Origin of the sequence: Streptomyces sp. So13.3, assembly GCF_005860785.2 — a bacterium.
Classification (GTDB): domain Bacteria; phylum Actinomycetota; class Actinomycetes; order Streptomycetales; family Streptomycetaceae; genus Actinacidiphila; species Actinacidiphila fildesensis.
In genome coordinates this window covers 1,769,845-1,794,203 of sequence record NZ_CP048835.1, presented here as the reverse complement: position 1 = coordinate 1,794,203, position 24,359 = coordinate 1,769,845, and the positions used below count along the sequence as shown (strand labels likewise).

Annotated in this window: 21 protein-coding genes; 11 read left to right on the top strand and 10 right to left on the bottom strand. The window is 72.5% G+C overall.

What is annotated here, in order from left to right; genetic code table 11:
• Nucleotides 1-78: 78 nt before the first annotated feature.
• Nucleotides 79-471 carry a hypothetical protein gene (locus C8250_RS08280; RefSeq protein WP_138357783.1) on the bottom strand — a complete coding sequence of 131 codons (393 nt, stop codon included), beginning with the start codon at nucleotides 469-471 and terminating at the stop codon, nucleotides 79-81.
• Between the two features lie 270 nt (nucleotides 472-741).
• Between C8250_RS08280 and C8250_RS08275 the strand changes: the two genes are divergently transcribed.
• From C8250_RS08275 to C8250_RS08260, 4 genes are read left to right on the top strand one after another with little or no spacing between them, the layout of a single operon-like run.
• Complete coding sequence (locus tag C8250_RS08275) at nucleotides 742-3,231, top strand: nitrate- and nitrite sensing domain-containing protein (RefSeq protein ID WP_138357784.1); 2,490 nt, start codon at nucleotides 742-744, stop codon at nucleotides 3,229-3,231.
• Nucleotides 3,228-3,650: a roadblock/LC7 domain-containing protein gene (locus tag C8250_RS08270; RefSeq protein ID WP_138357785.1), complete on the top strand. Its 423-nt coding sequence runs from the start codon at nucleotides 3,228-3,230 to the stop codon at nucleotides 3,648-3,650. The genes C8250_RS08275 and C8250_RS08270 overlap by 4 nt, the downstream gene beginning before the upstream one ends.
• Before the next feature lie 31 nt (nucleotides 3,651-3,681).
• Complete coding sequence (locus tag C8250_RS08265; protein WP_138357786.1) at nucleotides 3,682-4,074, top strand: DUF742 domain-containing protein; 393 nt, start codon at nucleotides 3,682-3,684, stop codon at nucleotides 4,072-4,074.
• A complete protein-coding gene (locus C8250_RS08260) occupies nucleotides 4,055-4,663 on the top strand; it encodes an ATP/GTP-binding protein (RefSeq protein ID WP_138357787.1) in 609 nt (202 codons plus the stop codon). Before C8250_RS08265 ends, C8250_RS08260 begins: the two co-directional genes overlap by 20 nt.
• Before the next feature lie 10 nt (nucleotides 4,664-4,673).
• Here C8250_RS08260 and glpK read toward each other — a convergent pair whose 3' ends face one another.
• From glpK to C8250_RS08235, 5 genes are all read right to left on the bottom strand, one after another.
• Complete coding sequence (gene glpK / locus C8250_RS08255; RefSeq protein WP_138357788.1) at nucleotides 4,674-6,206, bottom strand: glycerol kinase GlpK; 1,533 nt, start codon at nucleotides 6,204-6,206, stop codon at nucleotides 4,674-4,676.
• Nucleotides 6,207-6,217: 11 nt separating this feature from the next.
• Complete coding sequence (locus C8250_RS08250; protein WP_138357789.1) at nucleotides 6,218-6,949, bottom strand: MIP/aquaporin family protein; 732 nt, start codon at nucleotides 6,947-6,949, stop codon at nucleotides 6,218-6,220.
• A gap of 152 nt (nucleotides 6,950-7,101) precedes the next feature.
• On the bottom strand, nucleotides 7,102-8,289 hold the full coding sequence (locus C8250_RS08245; protein ID WP_138357790.1) for a lipid-transfer protein: 1,188 nt from the start codon (nucleotides 8,287-8,289) through the stop codon (nucleotides 7,102-7,104).
• Nucleotides 8,286-8,669: a zinc ribbon domain-containing protein gene (locus C8250_RS08240; RefSeq protein WP_232485782.1), complete on the bottom strand. Its 384-nt coding sequence runs from the start codon at nucleotides 8,667-8,669 to the stop codon at nucleotides 8,286-8,288. The genes C8250_RS08245 and C8250_RS08240 overlap by 4 nt, the downstream gene beginning before the upstream one ends.
• 232 nt (nucleotides 8,670-8,901) lie before the next feature.
• A complete protein-coding gene (locus tag C8250_RS08235; RefSeq protein ID WP_138357792.1) occupies nucleotides 8,902-9,255 on the bottom strand; it encodes a DUF962 domain-containing protein in 354 nt (117 codons plus the stop codon).
• 130 nt (nucleotides 9,256-9,385) lie between these two features.
• Here C8250_RS08235 and C8250_RS08230 point away from each other — a divergent pair, with 130 nt between their 5' ends.
• From C8250_RS08230 to C8250_RS08215, 4 genes are all read left to right on the top strand, one after another.
• Nucleotides 9,386-10,249 (top strand): NUDIX domain-containing protein, encoded by an 864-nt coding sequence (locus C8250_RS08230; RefSeq protein WP_138357793.1) that lies wholly within the window; start codon nucleotides 9,386-9,388, stop codon nucleotides 10,247-10,249.
• Nucleotides 10,246-11,277, top strand: a complete 1,032-nt coding sequence (locus C8250_RS08225) for a molecular chaperone DnaJ (RefSeq protein WP_138357794.1) — start codon at nucleotides 10,246-10,248, stop codon at nucleotides 11,275-11,277. Before C8250_RS08230 ends, C8250_RS08225 begins: the two co-directional genes overlap by 4 nt.
• A 47-nt stretch (nucleotides 11,278-11,324) precedes the next feature.
• Nucleotides 11,325-12,323, top strand: coding sequence for a hypothetical protein (locus C8250_RS08220; protein WP_138357795.1), 999 nt, complete (start codon nucleotides 11,325-11,327; stop codon nucleotides 12,321-12,323).
• A 195-nt stretch (nucleotides 12,324-12,518) separates the two neighbouring features.
• Nucleotides 12,519-13,826, top strand: coding sequence for an adenylosuccinate synthetase (locus C8250_RS08215; RefSeq protein ID WP_138357796.1), 1,308 nt, complete (start codon nucleotides 12,519-12,521; stop codon nucleotides 13,824-13,826).
• Here C8250_RS08215 and C8250_RS08210 read toward each other — a convergent pair.
• Nucleotides 13,736-14,506 (bottom strand): M15 family metallopeptidase, encoded by a 771-nt coding sequence (locus tag C8250_RS08210; RefSeq protein ID WP_138357797.1) that lies wholly within the window; start codon nucleotides 14,504-14,506, stop codon nucleotides 13,736-13,738. The genes C8250_RS08215 and C8250_RS08210 overlap by 91 nt on opposite strands.
• A gap of 123 nt (nucleotides 14,507-14,629) precedes the next feature.
• On the opposite strand from C8250_RS08210, the gene C8250_RS08205 reads away from it, so the two are divergent.
• The gene (locus C8250_RS08205; protein WP_138357807.1) at nucleotides 14,630-15,214 is read left to right on the top strand and encodes an NUDIX domain-containing protein; all 585 of its coding nucleotides are present in this window, start codon (nucleotides 14,630-14,632) and stop codon (nucleotides 15,212-15,214) included.
• A 52-nt stretch (nucleotides 15,215-15,266) separates the two neighbouring features.
• On the opposite strand, the gene C8250_RS08200 is transcribed toward C8250_RS08205, so the two are convergent.
• Nucleotides 15,267-17,648 (bottom strand): glycoside hydrolase family 31 protein, encoded by a 2,382-nt coding sequence (locus C8250_RS08200; RefSeq protein ID WP_138357798.1) that lies wholly within the window; start codon nucleotides 17,646-17,648, stop codon nucleotides 15,267-15,269.
• Between the two features lie 238 nt (nucleotides 17,649-17,886).
• On the opposite strand from C8250_RS08200, the gene C8250_RS08195 reads away from it, so the two are divergent.
• Nucleotides 17,887-19,896 (top strand): acetoacetate--CoA ligase, encoded by a 2,010-nt coding sequence (locus C8250_RS08195; protein WP_138357799.1) that lies wholly within the window; start codon nucleotides 17,887-17,889, stop codon nucleotides 19,894-19,896.
• Nucleotides 19,897-19,953: 57 nt separating this feature from the next.
• Here the strand turns inward: C8250_RS08195 and C8250_RS08190 are convergent, their stop codons facing one another.
• Nucleotides 19,954-21,516: a cellulose binding domain-containing protein gene (locus C8250_RS08190; RefSeq protein ID WP_138357800.1), complete on the bottom strand. Its 1,563-nt coding sequence runs from the start codon at nucleotides 21,514-21,516 to the stop codon at nucleotides 19,954-19,956.
• A gap of 98 nt (nucleotides 21,517-21,614) precedes the next feature.
• Nucleotides 21,615-22,943 carry an aminotransferase class I/II-fold pyridoxal phosphate-dependent enzyme gene (locus tag C8250_RS08185; protein WP_138357801.1) on the bottom strand — a complete coding sequence of 443 codons (1,329 nt, stop codon included), beginning with the start codon at nucleotides 22,941-22,943 and terminating at the stop codon, nucleotides 21,615-21,617.
• Nucleotides 22,944-23,058: 115 nt separating this feature from the next.
• Here C8250_RS08185 and C8250_RS08180 point away from each other — a divergent pair, with 115 nt between their 5' ends.
• A complete protein-coding gene (locus C8250_RS08180) occupies nucleotides 23,059-24,309 on the top strand; it encodes an MFS transporter (RefSeq protein WP_138357802.1) in 1,251 nt (416 codons plus the stop codon).
• Nucleotides 24,310-24,359: the final 50 nt, after the last annotated feature.

The window sequence follows — 24,359 nt, the reverse complement described above, 5'->3', positions numbered from 1 at the left end:
GCCGGCGGCCGGGTCCAGGGTCCGGATCCGGCCCCGGGGGTCCTTCACGGCCGGTTCAGGGGCCGCCGCACGCCCGGTTCAGGCCCGCGACAGCGACCGGGGTATGTGCCCGCGCGGCTTCGGCTTCCCCGCGGTCCGTTCCTTGCGCCGTGCCCTGCGCCGCTCCCGGCGCAGCGCCCGCGCGGCGCTGCTCGGGCTGGAGACCACGCCGTTGCGCTGGTTCCACACCTGCCGGGTCACCCACACGTCCAGCACCGCCCAGGTGGCGACGATCGTGCTGACCACGGTGAAGATCATGGCCGGAGCGGACCACCAGGAACCGCCGAAGGTCAGCAGCGTGGTGATCACCGCTTCTATGAGGGTCACGGACGCGATCATCACGGCGCGGACGGCAGCGGCCCGGACAGGATCGGCCATCCGCGGGGTACCGACGGGATCTTCGACCCACAGGGAGAGGGGTTCTGTGTCCATGGAAGGTGACTGCCCGCAAATCGCCCTCGACATTCCGCAGTACCTTTCCAGCCACTCGCGGCAACGGTGCATCGCGCCCGAACCGGGGTGTCCCGCACCACCTTGCCATCCGGGTTGCCCGGATTAAACCCGAAAACAAGCCATCGGAAAATCTGGCCGACGGACTCCGGCCACCGGACTGGCTTTCGAGTTACCTGTGAGGCAGTAGTAGGCTCGCGCAGATTCCATGCGATCGAACACCCCCCGAACGGGGCTGACGTTGGGGAGGCCATGCGCTTTCGCGGTACGACGATCCGCCGGAAGATCGTGGCGCTGCTGCTGATTCCGCTGGTGTCGCTCACAGCCATCTGGGCATTCGCCGCCACGCTCACCGGCCGCGAGGTCTGGGGTCTGCTGGACATCGAGCGCATCGTCAACGACGTCGGCTACCCGACCGAGGACGCGGTCCAGGCCCTGCAGCAGGAGCGGCGCGCCGCCATCCTGTACCTGGCCGACCCCCGCCGTTCGGACTTCAAGGCCGGGCTGGCCAAGCAGGAAGCCGTCACCGACAAGGTCTTCGCCAAGTTGCGCACCAACGCGTTCGACTCGGGCGTCAGGTCCGACCTCAGCGGGGAGGCCAAGCTCCGACTGGACGCCGTGACCCAGGGGTTCGAGGGACTGCCCGCGCTGCGCGCCAAGGTCGACGGCCAGACCATCACCCGTAACGACGCCTTCGGCGCCTACAACACGATGGTCGACCCCTGCTACGACTTCCTCGACTCGCTCAGCCCGCTGAACAACGTGTCGCTCGACAGGCAGGGCCGCGCCCTCATCGTGATCACCCGGGCCCGGGAGGCGATCAGCCGCGAGGACGCGCTGATGGCCGCGGCCATCAGCGCCGGCCGGATGAGCCCGCAGGAGTTGCGTTCCTTCACCTTCGCCGTCGGCGAGGAGCGGGACTACTACGACGACAACCTCAAACTCCTTCCCGACGACGAGCGGACGCTCTACGACGAGTTCTGGCGGGGCGCCACCGGCAAGGCACTGCGCACCGCGGAGGACTCCGTGATCGCCGCGGGCGCTGCCGCCGCGCCGCGCGCCGCCGACCGGGCCTCCTGGCTCGGCACCGCGACCACCGCGCTGGGCGACCTCGACCGGATCGGCGTCCAGTCGGGCGACCTGCACAAGAAGCGCGCCGAGCCCTACGCCCTCAAGCTGTTGATCATGGCGGCCGTCGCGGGCGGCCTCGGCCTGATCGCCGTCTTCGCCTCGATCTTCGTCTCGGTACGCATCGGCCGCAGCCTGATCCGCGACCTGTCCGGGCTGCGCAAGGAGGCCCAGGAGGTCTCCGGCACCCGGCTGCCGCGCGTCATGCGGCGTCTCGCCGCCGGCGAGAAGGTCGACGTCGAGACCGAGGTGCCGCGGCTGGAGTACACCGACGACGAGATCGGGCAGGTGGGCAAGGCCCTCAACACCCTGCAGCGCGCCGCCGTCGAGGCGGCCGTCCGCCAGTCCGACATGCGGCGCGGCGTCTCCGACGTCTTCGTCAACCTCGCCCGCCGCAGCCAGGTCCTGCTGCACCGCCAGCTCACCCTGCTGGACGCCATGGAGCGGCGCACCGAGGACACCGAGGAACTCGCCGACCTCTTCCGGCTCGACCACATGACCACCCGTATGCGGCGGCACGCCGAGGGCCTGGTGATCCTCTCCGGTGCCGCGCCCTCCCGGCAGTGGCGCAAGCCCATCCAGCTCATGGACGTGGTGCGCGCGGCGGTCGCCGAGGTCGAGGACTACGAGCGCATCGAGGTCCGCAGGCTGCCCAGGCTGGCGGTGGCCGGCTCGGCCGTCGCCGACGTGACGCACCTGGTCGCCGAACTCATCGAGAACGCCGCCGTGTTCTCCCCGCCGCACACCGCGGTCCGGGTGCACGGCGAGCACGTCGCCAATGGCTTCGTCCTGGAGATCGACGACCGAGGCCTCGGCCTCACCCCGGACGCGCTGCTGGAAGCGAACCTGCGGCTCGCCGAGACCCCCGAGTTCGAGCTGTCCGACACCGACCGCCTCGGCCTCTTCGTCGTCAGCCGGCTCGCGCAGCGGCACGGCGTACGTGTCTCCCTGCGCCTGTCGCCGTACGGGGGGACCACAGCGGTCGTCCTCATCCCGGCCACGCTGCTCACCGATGCCGGTGAGGACACCGGAGCGACCCGCCTCGGCGGGATCCTCGGGGCGGAGGAGATCGACATGGACCCGACCGGAACCGAACTCTCCTTCCGGCAGTGGGGACTCGAGACCGCCGGGAGCGAGAACGGCAGGGAGCACGTCCAGGTACCGGACATCGCCCCCGAACCCGTCGCCCCCGGTCCTGACGGCGGTGACGGCGAACCGCTGCCGCTGCCGCGCCGCCGGCGTACCGCCCCGGTCCTGGTCTCGGACCGGGGCCGCCCGGTCGCCCCGCCGACCGTCCCCGCGGCCCGCTCCGCGGAGCCGTCCGGCCCGTCGGCACCGACGGCGGCCCTGCTGCCGAAGCGCGTCCGGCAGGCCAACCTCGCCCCGCAGCTGCGCGTCGAATCCGTGTCGCAGGACACCGGGACCGCGGTGCGGCCCGGCGCCGGGGCACCGCGCGAACGCACCGCCGACGAGGTGCGGGACCGGATGGCCGCGCTGCAGCGCGGCTGGCAGCGTGGGCGCGAACACGACATCGCAGAAGACAGCGTCGGCCCGCACGGCCCGGGCGACGAACCAACAGCACCGAGAACGACTCCTGAGGGGAACGGTCGATGACCGCACCATCGAGCCCGACACGCGAGCTGAGCTGGCTCCTTGACGACCTGGTCACCCGCGTGGCCAGCATCCGCAAGGCCCTGGTGCTCTCCGGCGACGGCCTGGCGATCGGCGCTTCGGACGGACTGACCCGCGAGGACTCGGAACACCTCGCCGCCGTCGCCTCCGGCTTCCACAGCCTGGCCAAGGGCGTCGGCCGGCACTTCGACGCGGGCGGGGTCCGGCAGACCATGGTGGAGCTGGACGACGCCTTCCTCTTCGTGACCGCGGCCGGCGACGGCAGCTGTCTCGCGGTACTCAGCGACGCCGATTCCGACGTCGGGCAGGTGGCGTACGAAATGGCGCTGCTGGTCAAGCGGGTCGGCGCCCACCTGGGCACCGCGCCCCGCACCGACAGCGGCGCGGCCCTCAGCGGCTGACGGCATGACCTGAGGACGGGTACGGGGTGACATGACTTCAGAAAAGGACCGATGGTACGACGACGCCGCCGGCCCGGTGGTGCGTCCGTACGCGATGACACGTGGCCGCACCAGCCACGCCGCCGAGGGCCGGCTCGACCTCATCGCCCTGGTGATGACCGAGCCGGAGGGCGAGGACGGCGCGGCCGAGGGCGATCACACGCTGTCGCCCGAGCACCTCGACATCGTCGACCGCTGCCAGCTGATGGCGACCTCGGTCGCCGAGCTGGCGGCCGATCTCGATCTGCCGGTGGGCGTGGTGCGCGTGCTCGTCGGCGACCTGCTGGACGCGGAACTCGTCCACGTCAGCATGCCTGTTCCGCCGGCTGAACTGCCGGACGAGAGCATTCTCCGAGAGGTGATCAATGGGCTTCGGGCGCTCTGACCGACGCCGCAGGTCCGCCCCCGATCCGGTAGCGCTCAAGCTGCTGGTCGCGGGCGGTTTCGGGGTCGGCAAAACGACGTTGGTGGGTGCGGTCAGCGAGATCAGGCCGCTGCGCACCGAGGAACCGCTCAGCGAGGCCGGCCGGCCGGTCGACGACATCCACGGTGTCGAGGCGAAGAGCACCACCACCGTCGCCATGGACTTCGGGCGGATCACGCTCCGCGAGGACCTGGTGCTCTACCTGTTCGGCACGCCGGGACAGGACCGCTTCTGGTTCCTGTGGGACGAGCTGGCCCAGGGCGCGCTCGGCGCGGTCGTGCTGGCCGACACCCGCCGCCTGGAGGACTGCTTCGCCGCCGTCGACTACTTCGAACGGCGCGGCATCCCCTTCACGGTGGCCGTGAACGTCTTCGACGGCGCCACCCAGCACGCGACGGAGACGGTCCGCGACGCGCTGGACCTCGACCCGCACGTACCGGTCGTGATGTGCGACGCGCGGGACCGGGCCTCCGCCAAGGAGGTGCTGATCACCGTGGTCGAGCATGCCGCGAAGGTGGCGGCGGACCGCCGGGAGCCCGCCGCCACCTGATGCCGAAGGTCTAGGGCCGGTCGTCCTGACCGTCCTCGTCCTGCCAGCCGAAGCTGCGCTCGACGGCCTTCTTCCACCGCCGGTACTCGCGCTCCCGGGTCTGCTCGTCCATGCCCGGGGTCCACTCCGTGTCGCGCTTCCAGTGCGCCTTGAGGGTGTCCAGGTCCGGCCAGACCCCGGTGGCGAGGCCGGCCGCGTAGGCCGCGCCCAGACACGTCGTCTCGGCGACCACCGGCCGGATCACCGGCACCCCCAGGACGTCCGCCTGGTGCTGCATCAGCAGGTTGTTGACGGTCATGCCGCCGTCCACCCGCAGCGAGGTGATCCGCACCCCGGAGTCCTGGTACATCGCGTCGACGACCTCGCGGGTCTGCCAGCTGGTCGCTTCCAGCACCGCCCGCGCGAGGTGCGCCTTGGTGACGTAACGGGTCAGACCGGTGATCACCCCGCGCGCGTCGGAGCGCCAGTACGGGGCGAACAGACCGGAGAAGGCGGGCACGATGTACGCGCCGCCGTTGTCCGCGACGCTGGCGGCCAGCGGTTCGATCTCGTCGGCGGAGCGGATGATGCCGAGCTGGTCGCGGAACCACTGCACCAGGGCGCCGGTGATCGCGATCGAGCCCTCCAGGCAGTACACCGGCGCCTCCCCGCCGAGCTGGTAGCCCACGGTGGTGATCAGGCCGTTCTTGGAGGGCACCGGCCGGGTGCCGGTGTTGAGGAGCAGGAAACTGCCGGTGCCGTAGGTGTTCTTGGCCTCGCCGGGTTCGTAGCAGGTCTGCCCGAAGACGGCCGACTGCTGGTCGCCGAGCGCGGCGGCCACCGGCACCCCCGCGAGCTGGCCGACGGCGGTGCCGTACACCTCGGAGGAGGACCGGATCTCCGGCAGGATCGCCTCGGGGATGTTCATCGCGCTGAGGATCGACGGCTCCCACTGGAGCGTTTCCAGGTTCATCAGCAGGGTGCGCGAGGCGTTGGTGACGTCGGTGACGTGCACCCCGCCGTTGACACCGCCGGTCAGATTCCAGATCAGCCAGGAGTCGATGGTGCCGAAGGCGATCTCGCCGTTCTCGGCGCGCCGCCGCAGGCCCGGCACGCTGTCCAGCAGCCAGGCCGCCTTCGGCCCGGAGAAGTAGCTGGCCAGCGGTAGCCCGGTCAGCTCGCGGAAGCGGTCCTGGCCGTCCTGGCCGCCGAGTTCGTCGCAGAGCGCGGCGGTGCGGGTGTCCTGCCAGACGATCGCGTTGTGCACCGGCCGGCCGGTGGCCCGGTCCCACAGCACCGTGGTCTCCCGCTGGTTGGTGATGCCCAGCGCGCTGAGCTGGTCCGCGCGCAGTCCGGCCTTGGCGAGCGCGCCCGCCACCACCGCCTGCACCTTGGACCAGATCTCGGTGGCGTCGTGCTCCACCCAGCCGGGCCGGGGAAAGATCTGCCGGTGCTCGCGCTGGTCGACGGCGACGATGGAGCCGTCGGTGTCGAAGACGATGCACCGGCTGGAGGTCGTGCCCTGGTCGATGGCGGCTACGTACGTGACGGACTCGTCGCTCATGACGGCTTCCCTTAGAACGCGGCGTTGTAGAGGGCCCCCGAGAGCGCGCCGCCGATCAGCGGACCGGCGACCGGCACCCAGGCGTAACCCCAGTCGGACGTGCCCTTGTTGGGGATGGGCAGCAGTGCGTGGACGATGCGCGGGCCCAGGTCGCGGGCCGGGTTGATGGCGTATCCGGTGGGGCCGCCGAGCGACAGCCCGATCCCGACGACCAGCAGGGCGACGATCAGCGTGGTGGTGCCGGACTCGCCCAGGCCCTTGTTGCCGGGGATGGCGAGCACCGGCAGCACGAGTCCCATGGTGGCGATCACCTCGGTGACGAGGTTCTGCCAGGGGACGCGGATCTCGGGGACGGTCGAGAAGATCCCCAGGGTGCCCAGCGGTTCCTCGTCCTGGCCGGTGTTGGCGGCGAACTGGCCGTAGTAGGCCAGCCAGGCCAGGGCCGCGCCGGCCATCGCGCCGATCAGCTGTCCCGCCAGGTAGTACGGGGTCTGGTCCCACTGGCCGGTGTCGATGGCGATGCCGAGGGTGACGGCCGGGTTGAGATGGCCACCGGACAGCGGCCCGGCGGTGTACGCCCCGGCGAGGACCCCGAAGCCCCAGCCGAAGGCGATCACGATCCAGCCGGAGGCTCTCGCCTTGGAGTGCTTGAGGGTGACCGCCGCGCAGACCCCGGCGCCGAACAGGATGAGGATCGCGGTACCGATGATCTCGCCCAGGAAGACGTCTCCGTTGGAATGCATGGCGGGCTCCTTCGTGCGGGCTGCACTGACCGGGCTTGTGCCATCCGAAGAGCGCGCGCGACATCACCAGCGGTGGAAAAGGACCTCCCGCGGGCCTGCGCACCACCGGAAGTGTTCACCTGGTGTGATGGAGCGTCAAGGCCGCGAACGGTTCACCGCACGGCCACCACCGAGGAGCCGTGGCCGAACAATCCCTGGTTGGCGGTGATCCCGGCCCGGGCGCCCGGCACCTGCCGGTCACCCGCAAGACCGCGCAACTGCCAGGTCAGCTCGCAGACCTGGGCGATGGCCTGGGCAGGTACCGCCTCGCCGAACGAGGCCAGTCCGCCACTGGTGTTGACCGGGATCCGGCCGCCGAGCGCGGTCGCGCCGTCCCGCAGCAGCTTGGCGCCCTCGCCGGGCGCGCACAGCGCCAGGTCCTCGTACCACTGGAGTTCCAGGGCGGTGGACAGGTCGTAGACCTCGGCCAGGTCCAGGTCCGACGGGCCGATCCCGGCCTCCTCGTACGCGGCCGCCGCGATGGATGCCCGCAGTCCCAGCGCGGGCGGCTCCACCGCGGCCGCCGAGTCGGTGGCGAAGTCCGGCAGGTCCAGCACGGTCTTGGGATAGGACGGGGTGACGGTGGAGACCGCGCGGATCCGCACCGGGTCCGTGGTGTGCCGGCGGGCGAACTCCATGCTGGAGAGCACGACCGCGGCGGCCCCGTCGGAGGTCGCGCAGATGTCGAGCAGCCGCAGCGGATCCGCGACGACCGCGGAGGCGGCCACCTCGTCCGCCGAGACGGCCTTGCGGTAGCGGGCGTTGGGGTTGGCGGCGCCTGCTGCCGAGTTCTTCACCTTGACCTGCGCGAAGTCCTCCAGGGTGTCGCCGTGCAGGGCCATGCGGCGGCGCGCGTAGAGGCCGAAGTACGTGGGGTTGGTGGCGCCCAGCACACGGAAGCGCAGCCAGTCCGGGTCGTCGGGGCGGTTGCCGCCGGCGGGGGCGAAGAAGCCCTTGGGCGCGGCGTCCGCGCCGATGACCAGGGCGACGTCCGCCATCCCGGCCAGGATCTGGGCCCGCGCGGCGTTGACGGCCTGCGCGCCCGACGCGCAGGCGGCGTACACGCTGGTGACGCGGGCGCCCTGCCAGCCCAGCGCCTGGGCGAAGGTGGCGCCGGCGACATAGCCGGGATAGCCGCCGCGTACGGTGTCCGCGCCCACCACGAGCTGGATGTCGGTCCAGGCCAGCCCGGCGTCGGCGAGGGCCGCGCGGGCGGCGGCGACGCCGTACTCGGTGAAGGACCGGCCCCACTTGCCCCACGGGTGCATGCCCGCGCCCAGCACTGCCACGTCGTCCGTCATCGGTCGCCTCCCAGGGGCTGCCAGTGCCAGGTGGTCCAGGTGGTCTCGTCGTCCTCGTTGAGCACACCGGGGACGAGTTCGACCTCCATGCCGACGGCGAGGTCCGCCAGGGCGGTGCCCGGGGCGGCCTGGCCGAGCACCACCATGCGCTCCGCCGCGAGTTCGACGGCGACCAGGACGTACGGCTCCCACTCGCGGGCGGGGTCGGAGACATAGGGCGCGGGCGGCCGGTAGCGCCCGTCGGTGTACGACCAGACGCGGCCGCGCCGGGACAGCGGGGTCTCCTCCAGCGTGGTGCCGGAGCAGGCCGGGTTGCGGCAGAAGGTGTCCTCCCGGGGGAAGAACACCGAACCGCAGTCCTGGCAGCGGGTGCCGATCAGCCGGAAGTCCTGGTCGGCGCCGGTGCCTTGGGCGGCCGGTCCGTCGTCCGTGTGCGGTCCGGCCTCCGTGAACCAGCCGGCCACCACAGGTTTGCGCGCTCGCGCCACGTGCCGCCTCCCCTTTGAATCTGACGGTTCGTCAGAAGTCTGCCACGGCAGGGCGGGAGAGGGAATGGCGGGGCCGGGGCCGGGCGCCGGGCCCGGTCGTCCGGAAGGCGCGTGCGCGGCCGGGTCAGTCCTGCGGCTGCTCCGCGAGCCACTTCGCGGCGATGTCGCCCAGTTCCGCGTCCCGGCCGGCCAGCATCGTCGCGATCATCTTCGCGTCGCCGCGCAGCGACCAGGCGGGGTGGCCGAACGAGGCCGGGTTGTTCTTCTCGATCAGGAAGTGCGCCGGCCAGGCCGTCCCGTAGCCGATCAGCGGCAGCGCCGCCAGATACCGCCGGCGCCCCCGGGCCAGCCCGTACGCGCTGATCGCGAGCCCGGTCAGCGTCCCCGTCAGGTGCACCCAGCGGGTGGCGGACCGGGAGTGCATCGCCACGTAGTAGGGCCAGAAATCCTCGAACGAATCGAATGTCCGCTGCGTCATGTCCGCACGCTAACCCCGGGGCCCGCCCGGCCGACAGGCCCCGAACACCTGGACGCCGTCAGAGGGCGGTGCTAAGTTCTTCTCGAACAGAGAATTACTCAATGTGAGAAGAACTCGACGAGGGGAAGCCATGGCACCGCAGCAGGAGGAGGACCGCTTCCTCGCCGCCTACGACCCGCGCGCCTTCGACCCGATCGCCGTGACCGTCGACGTGGTCGCCCTGACGCTGCGCGAAGGCGCCCTCCATGTGCTGCTGGTCCGCCGGGGCGCGCCGCCGTTCGAGGGCGCCTGGGCGCTGCCCGGCGGATTCGTCCGGGCCGGACGCGAATCGCTCGGCGAGGCCGCGGCCCGGGAGCTCGCCGAGGAGACCGGTCTCGACGCCGCCGACGGGCTCGGCCGGGTGCACCTCGAACAGCTCGGTTCGTACGGCCGCCCCGAGCGCGACCCGCGGATGCACGTGGTCTCCGTTGCCCACCTCGCCTTCGCTCCCGACCTCCCGGACGCGAGGGCCGGCAGCGACGCCGCGGCGGCCGCGTGGATCTCCGTCGTAGAACTTGAACCCGGATGGCAACCGGACGCGGCGGACCCGCGTCCCAACGAACAGGGCCGGCGGTCCGGGGCCCACGGGGGTGGTCCCGGCCGCCGGCCCGAAGGCCCCGAGCTGGCGTTCGACCACGCCGGAATCCTCGCCGACGGCCTCGACCGCGCGCGCTCGAAGATCGAGTACACGCCGCTGGCCACCGCCTTCCTCGGCGAGGAATTCACCATCTCCGAACTGCGCGCCGTCTACGAAGCCGTCTGGGGCGCGACCCTGCACGCGGGCAACTTCCACCGCAAAGTGCTCTCGGTCCCCGGCTTCGTCGAGTCCACCGGAGGCACCGCCACCCACGGCAGCGTCCGTGGCGGCCCGCGCGCCCGGCTGTACCGCGCGGGCGACGCCCGCCTCCTGCACCCCGCCCTGCTGCGCCCGGACCGCGAGGAGACCGTGCGATGACCCTCACCAGCGGCGCCGTCCACACCTTCGACCAGGCACTGGACGCCCTGCGCCACGGCTTCCCCGAGGACTTGGCGGCCGCCACCCGGCTGCACCGCCGGCTGGCCCGGCTGCTGCACCCCGACACCGCGCCGCCCGGCCGCCGGCCGGAAGCCTCCGCCGCCTTCCTGGCCCTGGCCGAGCGGTGGCGGGAGTACCTCGACGCCGCGAACCCCGCACCCCGCACCGTCACCACCCGCCGGCACACGTACCTGCTCGGCGACCCGCAGGCCACCGGCGACCTCGCCGTACTGCGCCGCGCCTCCTACCGGCGCGCCGACGGGACCCGGCACGACGCGCTGCTGAAGATCCCGCTGCAGCCGTACGACAACGATCTGATCGAGCACGAGGCCGCTGTGCTGACCCGCCTCGACACCGAGGCGGAACCGCGCCACCGCGCCTACGCCCCGCGGCTGATCGAGACGTTCCGGCACCGCGACACCGGCGGCACCGAGCGCCGGGTCAACGCGCTCGAACCGCTGGACGGCTTCCACAGCCTCGCCGAGGTCGCCGCCGCGTACCCCGGGGGCCTCGACCCGCTGGACGCCGTCTGGATGTGGCGCAGGCTGCTGGTCGCGCTCGGCTGGGCGCACCGGGCCCGGCTGGTGCACTGCGCGGTCTTCCCCGAACACGTCCTCATCCACCCCGGGCTGCACGGGCTGGTGCTCGTCGACTGGTGCTACGCGACCGCCACCGGCACCACCGCGCCGGTCCTCATAGAGCGGCACCGAGACCGGTATCCGCCCGAGATCCCCGGCCGGCGGCCGGTCACCGAAGCCACCGACCTCCACCTCGCGGCGCGCTGCATGGAGCACCTGATGGGGGAGCGCACCCCGAAGCCGCTCGCCGCCTTCATCCGCGGCTGCACGCTCCCCGGTGAGGCGGGCCGGCCGCACGACGCGTGGCGGCTGCTCGCCGAGTTGGACGAGCTCCTGGACCGGCTCTACGGGCCGCGCACCTTCCGCCCGTTCACCATGCCGGCCGCATAGCGACAAACCGACAACTACACCCGATCACATCAACAAGGGGGAACACCATGGGCAGCGGAAGCTGGTCGACCAATGTCTACGACGCCGCCGCACGCTACCGCGCCGCATCCGGCGCCGGTGCCTTCGCGTACAGCGACCACGTCACCTCGTCCGCCCCGCGCGGCTCCTGGACGGCGCACCCGTCCCTCGACCCCAAGGACCTCACCGTCCGCGAGAGCCGGGACTCGGCGGAGCACCCCGCATCGGTCGCCATCTCGGTGCTCTTCGACGTGACCGGCTCGATGCGGTCCGTCCCGCAGACACTGCAGACCAAACTGCCCGAGCTGTTCGGGCTGCTGCTCCGCAAGGGCTACGTCGAGCACCCGCAGATCCTCTTCGGCGCGGTCGGCGACGCCACCTGCGACCGGGTGCCGCTGCAGCTCGGCCAGTTCGAGTCCGACAACCGGATGGACAACGACCTCGGCAACATCCTGCTGGAGGGCGGCGGTGGCGGGCAGATGACCGAATCGTACGAGCTCGCCATGTACGCGATGGCCCGGCACACCTCCATCGACTGCCACGAGAAGCGCGGCCGGCGCGGCTATCTGTTCCTCATCGGCGACGAGATGCCGTACGGCAAGGTCAAGGCCCGCGAGGTCCGCGACGTCATCGGCGACGACCTGCGGGAGGACATCCCGATCACCGCGATCATCGCCGAGCTGCGCCGGAAGTTCGACGTGTACTACATCCTCCCGGCCGGGTCCTCGTACGTCGGCAACACCGAAGTCCTCGGCCTGTGGCGCAAGCTGCTCGGCCAGAACGTCATCGAACTCGACGACCTGGACGCGGTCTGCGAGACGATCGCGCTCACCATCGGTCTCGGCGAGGAGGCCATCGACCTCGCGGAGGGGCTCGCCGACCTCGACGACGTCGGCTCGGACGCGGGCGCCTCGGTCGGCAAGGCCCTCGCCGCGATCGGCCGCGACCGCGCCACCGGCCCGGCCGCAGGCGCCCCCCTGATCGACGGCGCGACCACCACCGGAGCCGCGGGTACGACGCGTCTGTGAGCTGAACAGGGACGCGCCGGCGGGGGCACGGCGGGGTGTCCCCGCAGGGCGGCGGACGAACCCGACCGGCACCTTCGAGCGGACACGCGCGTTCGCCGCCCGAGGAGATACCCCGGCGGGCCCCCGACCTTCGCACCGCACCGCGCGGAGGCGACCGCCTCGCCGAAGCGACCAACGAACCACCCCGGAGGGACCATGCACACCATCGTCGCCGACCTCGGCTACGGGGACGCGGGCAAGGGTGCCGTCGTGGACCGGCTCTGCTCGGCGGAGCCGGTCCGGGCGGTGGTCCGCTTCAACGGCGGCGCCCAGGCCGCGCACAACGTCGTCACACCCGACGGACGCCACCACACCTTCGCCCAGTTCGGCTCCGGCACCCTGCGCGGGACACCCACGTACCTGTCCCGCTTCATGCTCGTCGACCCGCTCGCACTGGCCGCCGAGGCGGACCACCTCACCGCGCTCGGCGTCCGGGACCCGCTGTCGCTGCTCACCGTCGACCGGGACGCCGCGCTCACCACCCCGTACCACGCGGCCGCCAACCGGCTGCGCGAACAGGCCCGCGGCGGGGAGCGGCACGGCTCGTGCGGGATGGGCATCGGCGAGACCGCGGCCTACGCGCTCGCCCACCCCGAGGACGCGCCCCGGGTGGGCGACTGCGTCTCCCGTCCCCGTCTGCTGCGCAAACTCGGGCTGCTGCGCGACCGGTTGTCCGACGAGCTGGGGCGGCTGCCGGCGCCGCCCGTCGAGCACTGCGCGGACGCCTTCGCGGCGTTCGCCCGCGCGGTCACCCTGGCCGGCGAGGGGCATCTCACGCGGCTGCTGGCCGAGGGGCCGGTCGTCTTCGAGGGCGCGCAGGGCGTCCTCCTCGACGAGTGGCACGGCTTCCACCCGTACACGACATGGTCGACCACCACCTTCGCCAACGCCGAGACGCTGCTGGCCGAGGCGGGCGGGGCGGGCACGGCGCTGAAGCTCGGTGTCGTGCGCACGTACACCACCCGGCACGGTCCAGGACCGCTCGTCACCGAGGACCCGGAACTCGCCCGGGAGCTGCCGGAACCGCACAACGGTCACGGCCGCTGGCAGGGCGCTTTCCGCACCGGGCACTTCGACGCGGTGGCGCACGCCTACGCCGTCGAGGTCTGCGGGGGAGTGGACGCGCTGGCAGTCACCCATCTCGACGCCCCCGCCCGCTGCCCCGGACTGCGGATCGCCCGCGCCTACGGCATGGACGGGCGGCTGGTCGAACGCCTGCCGGCCGGCGCCCCCGGCGATCTGGGGCGCCAGGCCGGGTTGACGGCCCGTCTGGAGGCGGCCAGACCGGCCGTCTGGGAGACCCCCGGTGCCGACCCGGCCGCCTGGTCGGCCGCCGTCGGCGAGGCGCTGTCCGTACCCGTCGCGCTGGAGTCCTACGGGCCGACGTGCGCGGACGTCAGGGACCGCCGGGAGACCGGGAAGTCGAAGTACGTGTCGGGGAACCGCTCGGGTGTGTACGTGTAGTGCCACCACTCCTCGGCGAGATTGACGAAGCCCAGTCCTTCGAGGGTGCCCTTGAGCAGCAGGCGGTTCTCCCGCTGCACACCCTGGATCCGCGGGTCCAGGGTGTGCGAGAGCGTGTCGAAGTAGTCGAACGGGGTCCCCATGTCGACGCTCCCGCCCGAGAGTCGCACGATGGTCACATCCATGGTGCTGCCCCGGCTGTGCCCGGACCTGGCCGCGATGTAACCGTCCTCGAACAGCCGCGACTTGTCGACATTCGGATAGAACTCGCTCTTCATCCGCTGGTCGTCGAGGTCCTTGGCCCACGCCACGAAGTGGTCGACGGCGCGCTGCGGCCGGTAGCAGTCGTACACCTTGAGCGAGTACCCGCGGCGCAGTAGCTTCAACTGCGCCGCGTGCAGGGCCTCGGCGGCCGGCCGGGTCAGCAGGCAGATCGGCTGCCGGTAGCCGTCGATGGGCACCCCGACGAAGTTGTGCGCGGTGGCGTAGCGCATCTCCTGGAGGATCGTCGGGTCGACGTCCCGCAGCGCCACGAACGCCTTGGGGGCCTTCGGCCCGCCGCCCCCGTGCCCGTCCCCGGACCGTGCCTGCGCCGGTGCGGCGGCGGTGCCCGCAGCGACGGCGATGAGCGTGGCGACGGACACGGCGAGGGTGCGGAGCACGGTCGTGAGTCGTGGCATGGGTCCTCCAGCGGTCGGACGGATGTGTCGGACGGAGTCAGGCGTGATCGTTCGGGCCAGGCGTGATCGTTGACGCGGAACAGTGTCGCGGATCGGTGACGCGGGCGGGTGATCCCGGAGTTGATGCTCCCGGTGCGGGTGATCGGATACAGTCCCGGCGTGCCCGATCGTGAGAAGGACTCCCACTGCTCCTCCTGCGGAACGGCGTTCGGCCCCGCCGCCGGATGGCCGCGGACCTGCGCCGCCTGCGGCGCCACCGCCTACCGCAACCCGCTGCCGGTCGCGATCACGCTGCTCCCGGTCCGCGACGACGCGGGCACCGGGCTCGCCGTCATCCGCCGCACCATCGAGCCCGGCCGCGGACTCCTCGCCCTCCCCGGTGGATTCATCGACCACGGTGAGACCTGGGAGCAGGCCGTGGTGCGGGAGCTCCTCGAGGAGACCGGGATCGTGGCCGCGGCCGACCCCGCGCTCGCCGACACCCTCACCGACGCGGAGGGCGGGTTCCTGCTCGTCTTCGGGCTGCTGCCGCTCCGGGACGCCGCCGACCTGCCGGCGTCGGTCCCCACCGACGAGACCGAGGGCTGGGAAGTGCTGTACGAGCCCGCCGAGTTGGCGTTCCCGCTGCACACCCTGGCGGTCCGCCGCTGGTTCGACGGCGGTTACGGCGAACACGGCGACAGGACGGTCCGGCCCGGAGCCCGCTGAGAGCGTCGTACCGACGGCCGTCCCGTCGGCGGCCGTCACTCCGTCACCCCCGTCACTCCGGCAGGCCGCGCACCCGCACCCGGTGGCCCACCTCGTCCTCCCCGTCGCGCTCCACCACCACCTGCCCGTCGGCCAGCCGGGTCGTGAAGCGCTCCACCAGCGGTGCGGCCCAGCCGTCGCCTTCATCGGTGAAGAGGATCCCGCCGCCGGTGCGCCCCGCCACCGGGGCCCACACCTCCAGTTCCACGGCGCCGTCGTCGCCCGTCACCGGCAGGACCGCTCCGGCCCGCGCCAGCACCGGGATCCGGCCGAGCGGCGCGTCCAGCAGGATCTGTCCCGGCCCCTCGTACGCGGTGCCGGTCGCGGTGTCGTACCAGCGGCCCCGCGGCAGCCGGATCGCGCGGGTGACCGAGCCGCGCTCCAGGACCGGGGCCACCAACAGGGCGTCGCCCAGCAGGAAGGCGTCCCCGCAGCCGCGCAGCCTGCGGTCCTCCGGGTCGTTCCACCACAGCGGCCGGACGTACGGTGCGCCGGTACGCCGTGCCACGTGGGCGAGGGTGTCGAAGTACGGCAGCAGCCGCTTCCGTTCCCGCAGCGCGGCCGCCGCGTGCTCCTCGACCTGCGGCCCGAACTCCCACGGTTCCCGCCGCCCCGCCGTGATCGCCGAATGGGTGCGGAAGAACGGCAGGAAGGCACCGAGCTGGAACCAGCGCAGATAGAGCTCGGGGGACGGTGTTCCGGTGAACCCGCCGACGTCGGGCCCGGAGTACGGCACCCCGCACAGCCCCAGCCCGATCACCAGCGACAGCGAGGCCCGCAGCCCGGACCAGCCGGTGGTCACATCGCCCGACCACGTCCCGCCGTACCGCTGCATGCCCGCCCAGCCGGAGCGGGAGAACAAGAACGGCCGGGTGTCGGGCTCCAGTTCCCGCAGCGCCTCGTAGCCGGCGCGGGTCATCGCCAGCCCGTAGACGTTGTGGGCCTCGCGGTGGTCGCCACCGCGCCCCTCCAGGGCGTGCCGGGCCGACCGTGGCAGGGTCGGCTCGCCGAACGCGGCGAACGACACCGGCTCGTTCATGTCGTGCCACACCCCGGCGAAGCCCTGCGCCAGCCGCTCCGCGTACAGCGCTCCCCACCACTTGCGGACCCGCGCGTCGGTGAAGTCCGGGAAGACCGCCTCGCCCGGCCACACCACGCCGCGCACCTCCTGGCCCCGGGCGTCCCGTACGAACGCCCCGGCGGCCGTCCCGCTGTCGTACACCGGGTTGCCCGGCTCCGCCTTCACCGCCGGATCGACGATCGACACCAGCCGCACCCCGTCGCGCCGCAGCTCCGCGGCGAGCCCGGGGAGATCGGGGAACCGCTCCCGGTCCACGGTGAAGACCCGGTGCCCGTCGTAGTGGTCGATGTCCAGGTGCAGCGCCGACAGCGGCAGCCCGCGCTCGCGGAAGCCCGCCGCGACCCTGCGGACCTCCTGCTCGCTGCCGAAGCCCCAGCGCGAGTGCTGGTAGCCCAGCGCCCAGCGCGGCGGCAGCGCGGGCCGGCCGGTCAGCGCCGTCCAGCCCGCCAGGATCCGGGCCGGCGAGCCGGTCAGCACCCAGTAGCGCAGCGGCCCGCCGTCGACCCGCAGCTCGCAGCCGCCCGGCCGGTCGTGCCCGGAGCCGGCGCCCTCCTCCCCGTCGCGCAGCGTCACATGGCCGTCCCACGTGTTGTCGTGGAAGACCAGATGACAGCTGGCGTCCGCGACCACCATCTGCACCGGCATGGTGATGTACAGCGGGTCGTCGCCGGGGCCGAAGGAACCGCCCGGGTCGGTGTTCCACAGCCGGTACGAGCCCTCCCGCAGCCGCGGTCCCGACGCCCGGCCGCCCAGGCCGAACACACACGCGTCCGCGGCGGTCTCCGAACGCTGCACCCAGCGGGTGCGGTCACCCGGCTCCCGGCCCGCCGGATCCCACCAGCGGGGCGGCAGATCGCGCCGCAGCAGTATGCCGCCCGGGGTACGGAACTCCACCGCACCGTGGCGCGAGACCAGCACCGTCACCCGCTCCGACACGACCCGCCAGCCGTCCCCGTTGCGGTCGCTCTCCAGCTCCACGCGGGTGTCCACCGGCGGGCACTCTCCCCCGAAATCCGTCCGGGGCGACCCCCACAGCGCGTACGACGGCTCCGGCTCGGCCCCGTCCCAGCCGCAGAACACCGCGCCGCCCACCGCGACCCGCACCCGCAGCGACGAGCGGGTGAACCGCACCACCCCGCCGCCCGGCAGCGGCTCCACCCCCTGCGCGGGGCCGGGCACCCGGGCCCGTTCCGCTCCCCGCCGCGGCAGGTCCCGCCCGTCGGTGCGCTGTCTGCGCCACGCGGACCGCAGTGTCCGCAGGCCGTTCGCGGACCCGACCATCCGTACCGACCGCACCAGGTCCCGAGAATCCATGGCGCCCACCCTTCCACTGCTCCCGGCCGCCGTACCGCGCGTTCAGCCAGCGTTCACCTGTAGGTGAACCACATCGCGGCATTCCCCGTTGTGGGGGTCCCGCCCTGGCGCCGAAGACGATCACATGGCATCGTCCTGCCCAGCCCTGCCGTAGGACATTCCGCCCGCGCAGGGTCCAGCCGCACACAGAGCGACGTGTCGCCGTACCCGTCTCGTCGTACCGTCCGGGAGCCGCCCCATGAGCACCACGACCGAGCCCGCCCACGCCCCGGAGCCCTTGTGGACCCCCGGCCCCGAGCGGGTCGCCGGCGCGCGGATCACCCACTTCCAGGCCTGGGCCGCGCAGCACCACGGCGCCCCGGCCGGCGATCCCGCGGACCCGCTCGCGAGCTACCGGGCGCTGCACGCCTGGTCGGTACGGGAGCCGGCGGTCTTCTGGGGGGCCGTCGCGGAGTGGTTCCAGGTGCGGTTCTCCACCCCCTACGAGGCCGTGCTCGGCGACGCGTCCATGCCGGGCGCCCAGTGGTTCACCGGCTCGGCCCTCAACTACGCCGAGCACGCGCTGCGTCCGGCCCTGGACCCGGAGCGCGCCGACACGCCCGCCCTGGTCCATCTGGACGAACGGCCGGAAATCGCCGAGACCAGCTGGGCCGAGCTGAGCCGGCAGGTCGCCTCCGTCGCCGGCCGGCTGCGCGACCTCGGCGTCGCTCCCGGCGACCGCGTCAGCGGCTATCTGCCCAACATCCCGCAGGCCGTCGTCGCCCTGCTCGCCACCGCCGCCGTGGGCGGCGTGTGGACCTCCTGCGCCCCGGACTTCGGCGCCCGCAGCGTCCTGGACCGCTTCCAGCAGGTCGAGCCCGTGGTCCTGTTCGCCGTCGACGGCTACCGCTACGGCGGCAAGGAGCACGACCGGACGGACAGCGTCGCCGAGCTGCGGGCCGAGCTGCCGTCGCTGCGCGCCGTCATCCACATCCCGGTGCTCGGCACACCGGCGCCGGACGGTGCGCTGGAGTGGGACAGCGTCGTCTCGGACGACACCGCTCCCGCGTACGAGCAGGTGCCCTTCGACCATCCGCTGTGGGTGCTGTACTCCTCGGGCACCACCGGCCTGCCCAAGGCCATCGTCCAGTCCCAGGGCGGCATCCTGCTGGAGCACCTCAAGCAGACCGGCCTGCACATGGACCTCGGTCCCGGCGACCGCTTCTTCTGGTACACCTCCACCGGCTGGATGATGTGGAACTTCCTGGTGTCGGGCCTGCTGGCCGGCGCCACCGTCGTGCTCTACGACGGCAGCCCCGGCTACCCCGACACCGGCGCGCAGTGGCGGATCGCCGAGCGGACCGGTGCCACCGTCTTCGGTACCTCCGCCGCCTACGTCATGGCCTGCCGCAAGGCCGGGGTCCGGCCAGGGCACGACTTCGACCTCTCGGCGGTCAAGTGCGTCGCCTCGACCGGCTCACCGCTGCCGCCCGACGGGTTCCGCTGGATCCACGAGGAGGTCAAGGAGGACGTCTGGATCGCGTCCGTCAGCGGCGGCACCGATGTGTGCAGCTGCTTCGCAGGCGGCGTTCCCACCCTTCCCGTCCACATCGGGGAACTGCAGGCCGCGGGGCTGGGCACCGACCTGCAGGCGTGGGACGTGTCCGGCCGGCCGGTCATCGACGAGGTCGGTGAGCTGGTCGTCACCAACCCCATGCCGTCGATGCCGGTGCGGTTCTGGAACGACCCCGGGGACGCCCGCTACCGCGAGAGCTACTTCGAGATGTTCCCCGGCGTGTGGCGGCACGGCGACTGGATCACCATCACCTCGCGCGGCACCGTGATCATCCACGGCCGCTCCGACTCCACCCTCAACCGGCAGGGCGTCCGGATGGGCTCCGCCGACATCTACGAGGCCGTCGAACGCCTCCCGGAGATCCGCGAGTCGCTCGTCATCGGCGTCGAACTGCCGGACGGCGGCTACTGGATGCCGCTCTTCGTCCACCTCGCGCAGGGCGCCGCGCTCGACGACGGGCTGCGCGGCCGCATCAAGGACGCGATCCGCGCCGAGCTCTCCCCGCGCCATGTCCCGGACGAGGTCATCGCCGTTCCCGCGGTGCCCCACACCCTCACCGGCAAGCGCCTGGAGGTCCCCGTCAAACGCCTGATGCAGGGCGCGGCGCTGGACAGGACGGTCAACCCCGGCTCCGTCGACGACATCGAGGTGCTGCGCTTCTACGAGCGGCTGGCACAGGACCGCCGGGCCTAGATTCCTGACGGCGTGTGCCGTGCTGACGCGGCCGACCGCGTCAGCACGGCGCCGCCCTCACCCGGTGTACTGGGCGAAGATCTTCGAGAACTCGTAGGGCGACTGCGGGACGTTGGTGCACATGTACAACGCCCCGTTGCAGGCGTTGCGGTCGCGGGTCTCCTCCCAGAAGCCGAGCATGCCCAGGTGCTTGCCCTGGGCGAACGACACGAGCTGCCGGGAGTCGGCCTGGTCGAAGATGTGCCCGTCGTCGTTCTGGCCGAGCATCGGGGTGACGCCGGTCATCGCCCACAACTGGGCGTCGGTCTTGGCGGGGTACAGGGTCTTGAGCTGCGCCTGGGTGCTCTGCGCCGCCTGGACGGCCGCATCACCGTAGTCCGTGGCGCGGTAGTAGTCCATGGCCATGACGTTGACGGCGTCGAGGGTGACGCCCGCGTCGCGCGCGGACTTCACGATGGTGATCCCGTCCGCCGTCAGACCCTCGGGCAGCACCGGCAGGGTGAGCGAGATCCGCAGCCCGGGGTGCGCCTGCTGGAGCCGGGCCAGCGCCTGGGAGCGACGGCTGATGGAGGCGGGTTCGGCGGTGGCCGCCCCTTCGATGTCGAAGTCGGCGTAGGTCAGGCCGTACGCGGTGACGACGGCGTCGTACTCCGCGTACAGCGAGTCGACGGTGGTGCAGGCCTGGGCGAGTTCCGATCCGGAGGCGCCGCCGAAGGAGATCTTCACGTCGCCGCCGCCCGCCCGGATGGCGTCGACCTGGTCCTTGGCCCAACCGGCCCGCGGGTCATAGGCGTTGAACCACATGGCCTTGCAGCTGGAGGCGGTGATGAAGGCCATGGTGAAGCTCTTCAGCCCGCTCGCGGAGGCCATGGCGGGCATGCTCGGCGTCGGCCAGGCACCCATGTCGACATACGGGGCGGTGTGCACGGTGCCGGGGCCCGGGCCGCCGCCCGTGGTCGTGGTGCCGCCGGCAACCGCGCTGTAGGCGGAGGTGTTGCCCGCCGCGTCCTTGGCCCGGACCCGGAAGCTGTAGCTGGTGGTGGCCTGCAGTCCGGTGGCGGTGTACGAGGTGCCGGTCACGGCCACGGGTGCGGCGCCGTCCCGGGAGACCTCGTAGCCGGCGACCGAACCGGAGTTGTCGGTGGAGGCCGTCCACCGCACGGTGAGCGAGGAGCCGGTGGCCGAGCCGACGGTGACGCCGCCGGGTACCGATGGGGCGGTGGTGTCGGGCGGCCCCGCCTCGCAGGAGCCGCCGTTCAGCAGGCAGTTGGCCGGGGTGCCGGTTCCGGCGGCGACCCAGCCGAAGACCGCTGACGCGCCGGGTGCCAGGGTGCCGTTGTAGTCCCGGTTGGTGAACGTGTAGTGCGAGGCGTTCTTGGTGAGCAGCGCGTCCCAGTAGCTGCCGACACTGCTTCCCGACGGCAGGTCGAACTCGACCTTCCAGCTGGTCAGGGTGGAGGTGCCGCCGTTGGTGATCCGGTACTGGGCCTGGTAGCCCGAGCCCCAGTCGGAGGTCTTGCTGAACGCCGCCGAGGCACCGCCCGCCGCGGCGGCGGGCGGCGTGAGGAACAGGACGAGCGTCCCGAACAGTGCCAGGACGAGCGTGAGGGATCTTCGCATACTGGACTCCCATAGGTCTGTACCAATGCCGCCCAGTACGTGAATACTTGACCACCAGGTGCACGTCAAGGTTCACGACAGGAGTCACTGATGACCCGTCAACCTCCGTAGGTGCTTTCCGACTCACCCAGCACTGCCGCGAAGTCGCCCGCCAGCCGGGCCGCCTCCTCCACCGGCAGGGCCGCCGTGGTGATCCGCACCCCGGGCGCCGACGCGGTACGGAACCGGGCGCCGCCCGCGACCCACCACCCGTGCGACCGCAGTCCGTTGACCACCGCCGACTCGTCCCTGACCGGCACCCAGACGTTCAGCCCGCTCCGGCCGTGCGCGGTGATCCCGCGGTGCGCCAGTTCACCGATCAGCGCCTCCCGGCGGGCGGTGTACGCGGCCTCGGCCCGCGCCACCAGCGCTGCCGTCGCCGGATCCGTGAGCAGCCGCAGCACCGTCTCCTGCAGCACATGGCTCACCCAGCCCGAGGTGAGCAGCAGCAGCCCGTCGTGCCGGGCCAGCGACGTCTCGTCGCAGGCGAGCGCGGCCCACCGCAGGTCGCTGCCCAGATGCTTGGACACGGTACGGACCTGCGCCCAGCGGGGGAGGCCGCCGGTGGTGAGGGAGTGCAGCGGGACCCCGGAGGTGTCCGCCGTGTAGTCGTCCTCGATGACCAGCACCTCGGGGGCCGCGGTCAGCACCGCCAGCAGGTCCGCCCGGCGCCGCTCGGAGAAGCACGCGCCCAGCGGGCTCTGCGAGCGCGGCATGCAGACCACCGCCCTGGCCCCCGCGCGCAGCGCGGCCCGCAGCGCCTCCGGCCGCATCCCCTCCTCGTCCACCGCCACCGGAACGATGCGCAGCCCCAGCGCCGGAGCGAGGTCCAGCAGCCGGTGGAAGCCCGGGTCCTCCATCGCCACGGCGTCGCCCGGCCGCAGTTCGGCCGAGAGCAGCCGGCCGATGCAGTCCAGCGCGCCATGGGCGAACGTCACGTGTGCTGCCGGTACGCCGTCGCGCCCGAACCAGCGGCGGGCCACCGCTTCCAGTTCCGGCAGCCGCGGCGAGGTCCGGTGCGAACCGGGCCCCGGGGTCACCCGGGACGGCGGCACCAGATCGGGCAGGAACGCCGGATCGGGGTGGCCGCCGGCCAGACTCCGTACGCCCTCCGGGGTCTTGGGCGGGCGGCGCGAGCCACTCGTCCCGACGGAGGGGGCCTCGGCGACCACCGTTCCGCCGCGCCCGCGGGTCAGCACGATGCCGCGCTGGCGCAACTCCTTGTAGGCCGTGGCCACGGTGCCCGGACTCACCCCGAGATCCTCGGCGAGCCTGCGCACCGGCGGCATGGCGCTGCCGGGCGGCAGCGAGCCGTCCGCCACCGCACGTTCGACGGACGCGGCAATGCCCTTGGCGGTTGTACCACTGATCGCATATTGTGTTGCCACATTCGCAAGTATGTATTGATACAAAGACGGAGTCAAGGGGGAACGGGTGCGGAAGCGACCGGGGACGGGGACAGGGATGGCGGCGCGGATTCCGGGAGGGCCCGACGGCCGCCGGATGCTCTGGATCAACTTCGTGGACAAGACCGGGTCCGGTCTCTGGCTGAGTGTCACGGCGCTGTACTTCCTGGTCGTCGCGGACCTCAGCGCGAGCCGGATCGGTCTGCTGATGGGACTGGCCGGCGCCGTCGGCATCGCCGGCTCACCCGTCGCCGGCCGGCTCGCCGACCGCTTCCGCCTCACCCGGCTGCTGCTCGCCGTCCAACTGCTGCGCGCCGCCTCCGGCCTGCTGATGCTCGCCGCCCACGGCTTCTGGCAACTGCTGCCCCTGGTGGCACTCGGCAGCTTCGGCGAACGCTCCGCCTCCGTGCTCACCAAGCTCTACGCCGCCCGCGTCGCCGGCCCCGACCGGTCCCGCTACCAGGCGGTCCAGCGCACCGTCGTCAACGTCGGCTACACCCTCGGCGGCCTCGGCGCCTCGGTCGGCCTCGCCTTCGGCAGCGCCACCGTCTACCGCGGCCTCCTGCTCGCCGACGGCCTGTCCTTCTGCGTCGTCGCCGTACTCGTCGCCCGCTGCGCCGAACCCCCGTCCGCCACCCGGACGGTGGCCTCGTCCGCCACCAAGTGCCCGCCCGCAGCCGCCCGCCCCGCGGCAGCGCCCGCCAGCCCATGGCGCGACCGCGGATACCTCGGCTACGCCGCCACCGACGCCCTGCTCTTCCTCGACGGCTCCGTACTGCGCGTCGGCATGCCGCTGTGGATCATCAGCGCCACCACCGCGCCGCACGGGCTCGCCGCCCTGCTCTTCGTCATCAACACCGTCGTCGTGGTGCTCTTCCAGGTCCGGCTCTCCCGCCACGGCCACACCCCGCACCTCGCCGCCAGGACCCTGCGCCACGTCGCCGCCTGCTACTTCCTCGGCGGAGCCGCCGTGGCCGCCTCCGTCGTCGACGACCGCTGGGCGGCCATCGCCGCGATGCTCGTCGCCGCGGTCGCCTTCACCTTCGTGGAGATGTACCAGGCCACGGTCTCGTGGGAACTGTCCGTGGCCCTCGCCCCGGACGACGCGCAGGGCGCGTACGTCGGGGTGCACGGACTGGCCCAGTCCGCCGAACGCGCCGCGGGACCGCTGATCATGACGACGGCGGTCATCGCGGCGGGGCCGCTCGGCTGGCTCGGCCTCGGCACGGCCCTCGCCGGCACCGCGTTCCTGCAGAAGCGCATGGTGCTGCGGCGCCTCGACTCCACACGGCCGGTGACGAACCCGTCCGGATTGTCAGTGTCTCCGATTACAGTGAGTGACAATTGATCGTCACGCCGAGGGGGAGCCATGGCACACACCAGGAACGGGAAGCGGAA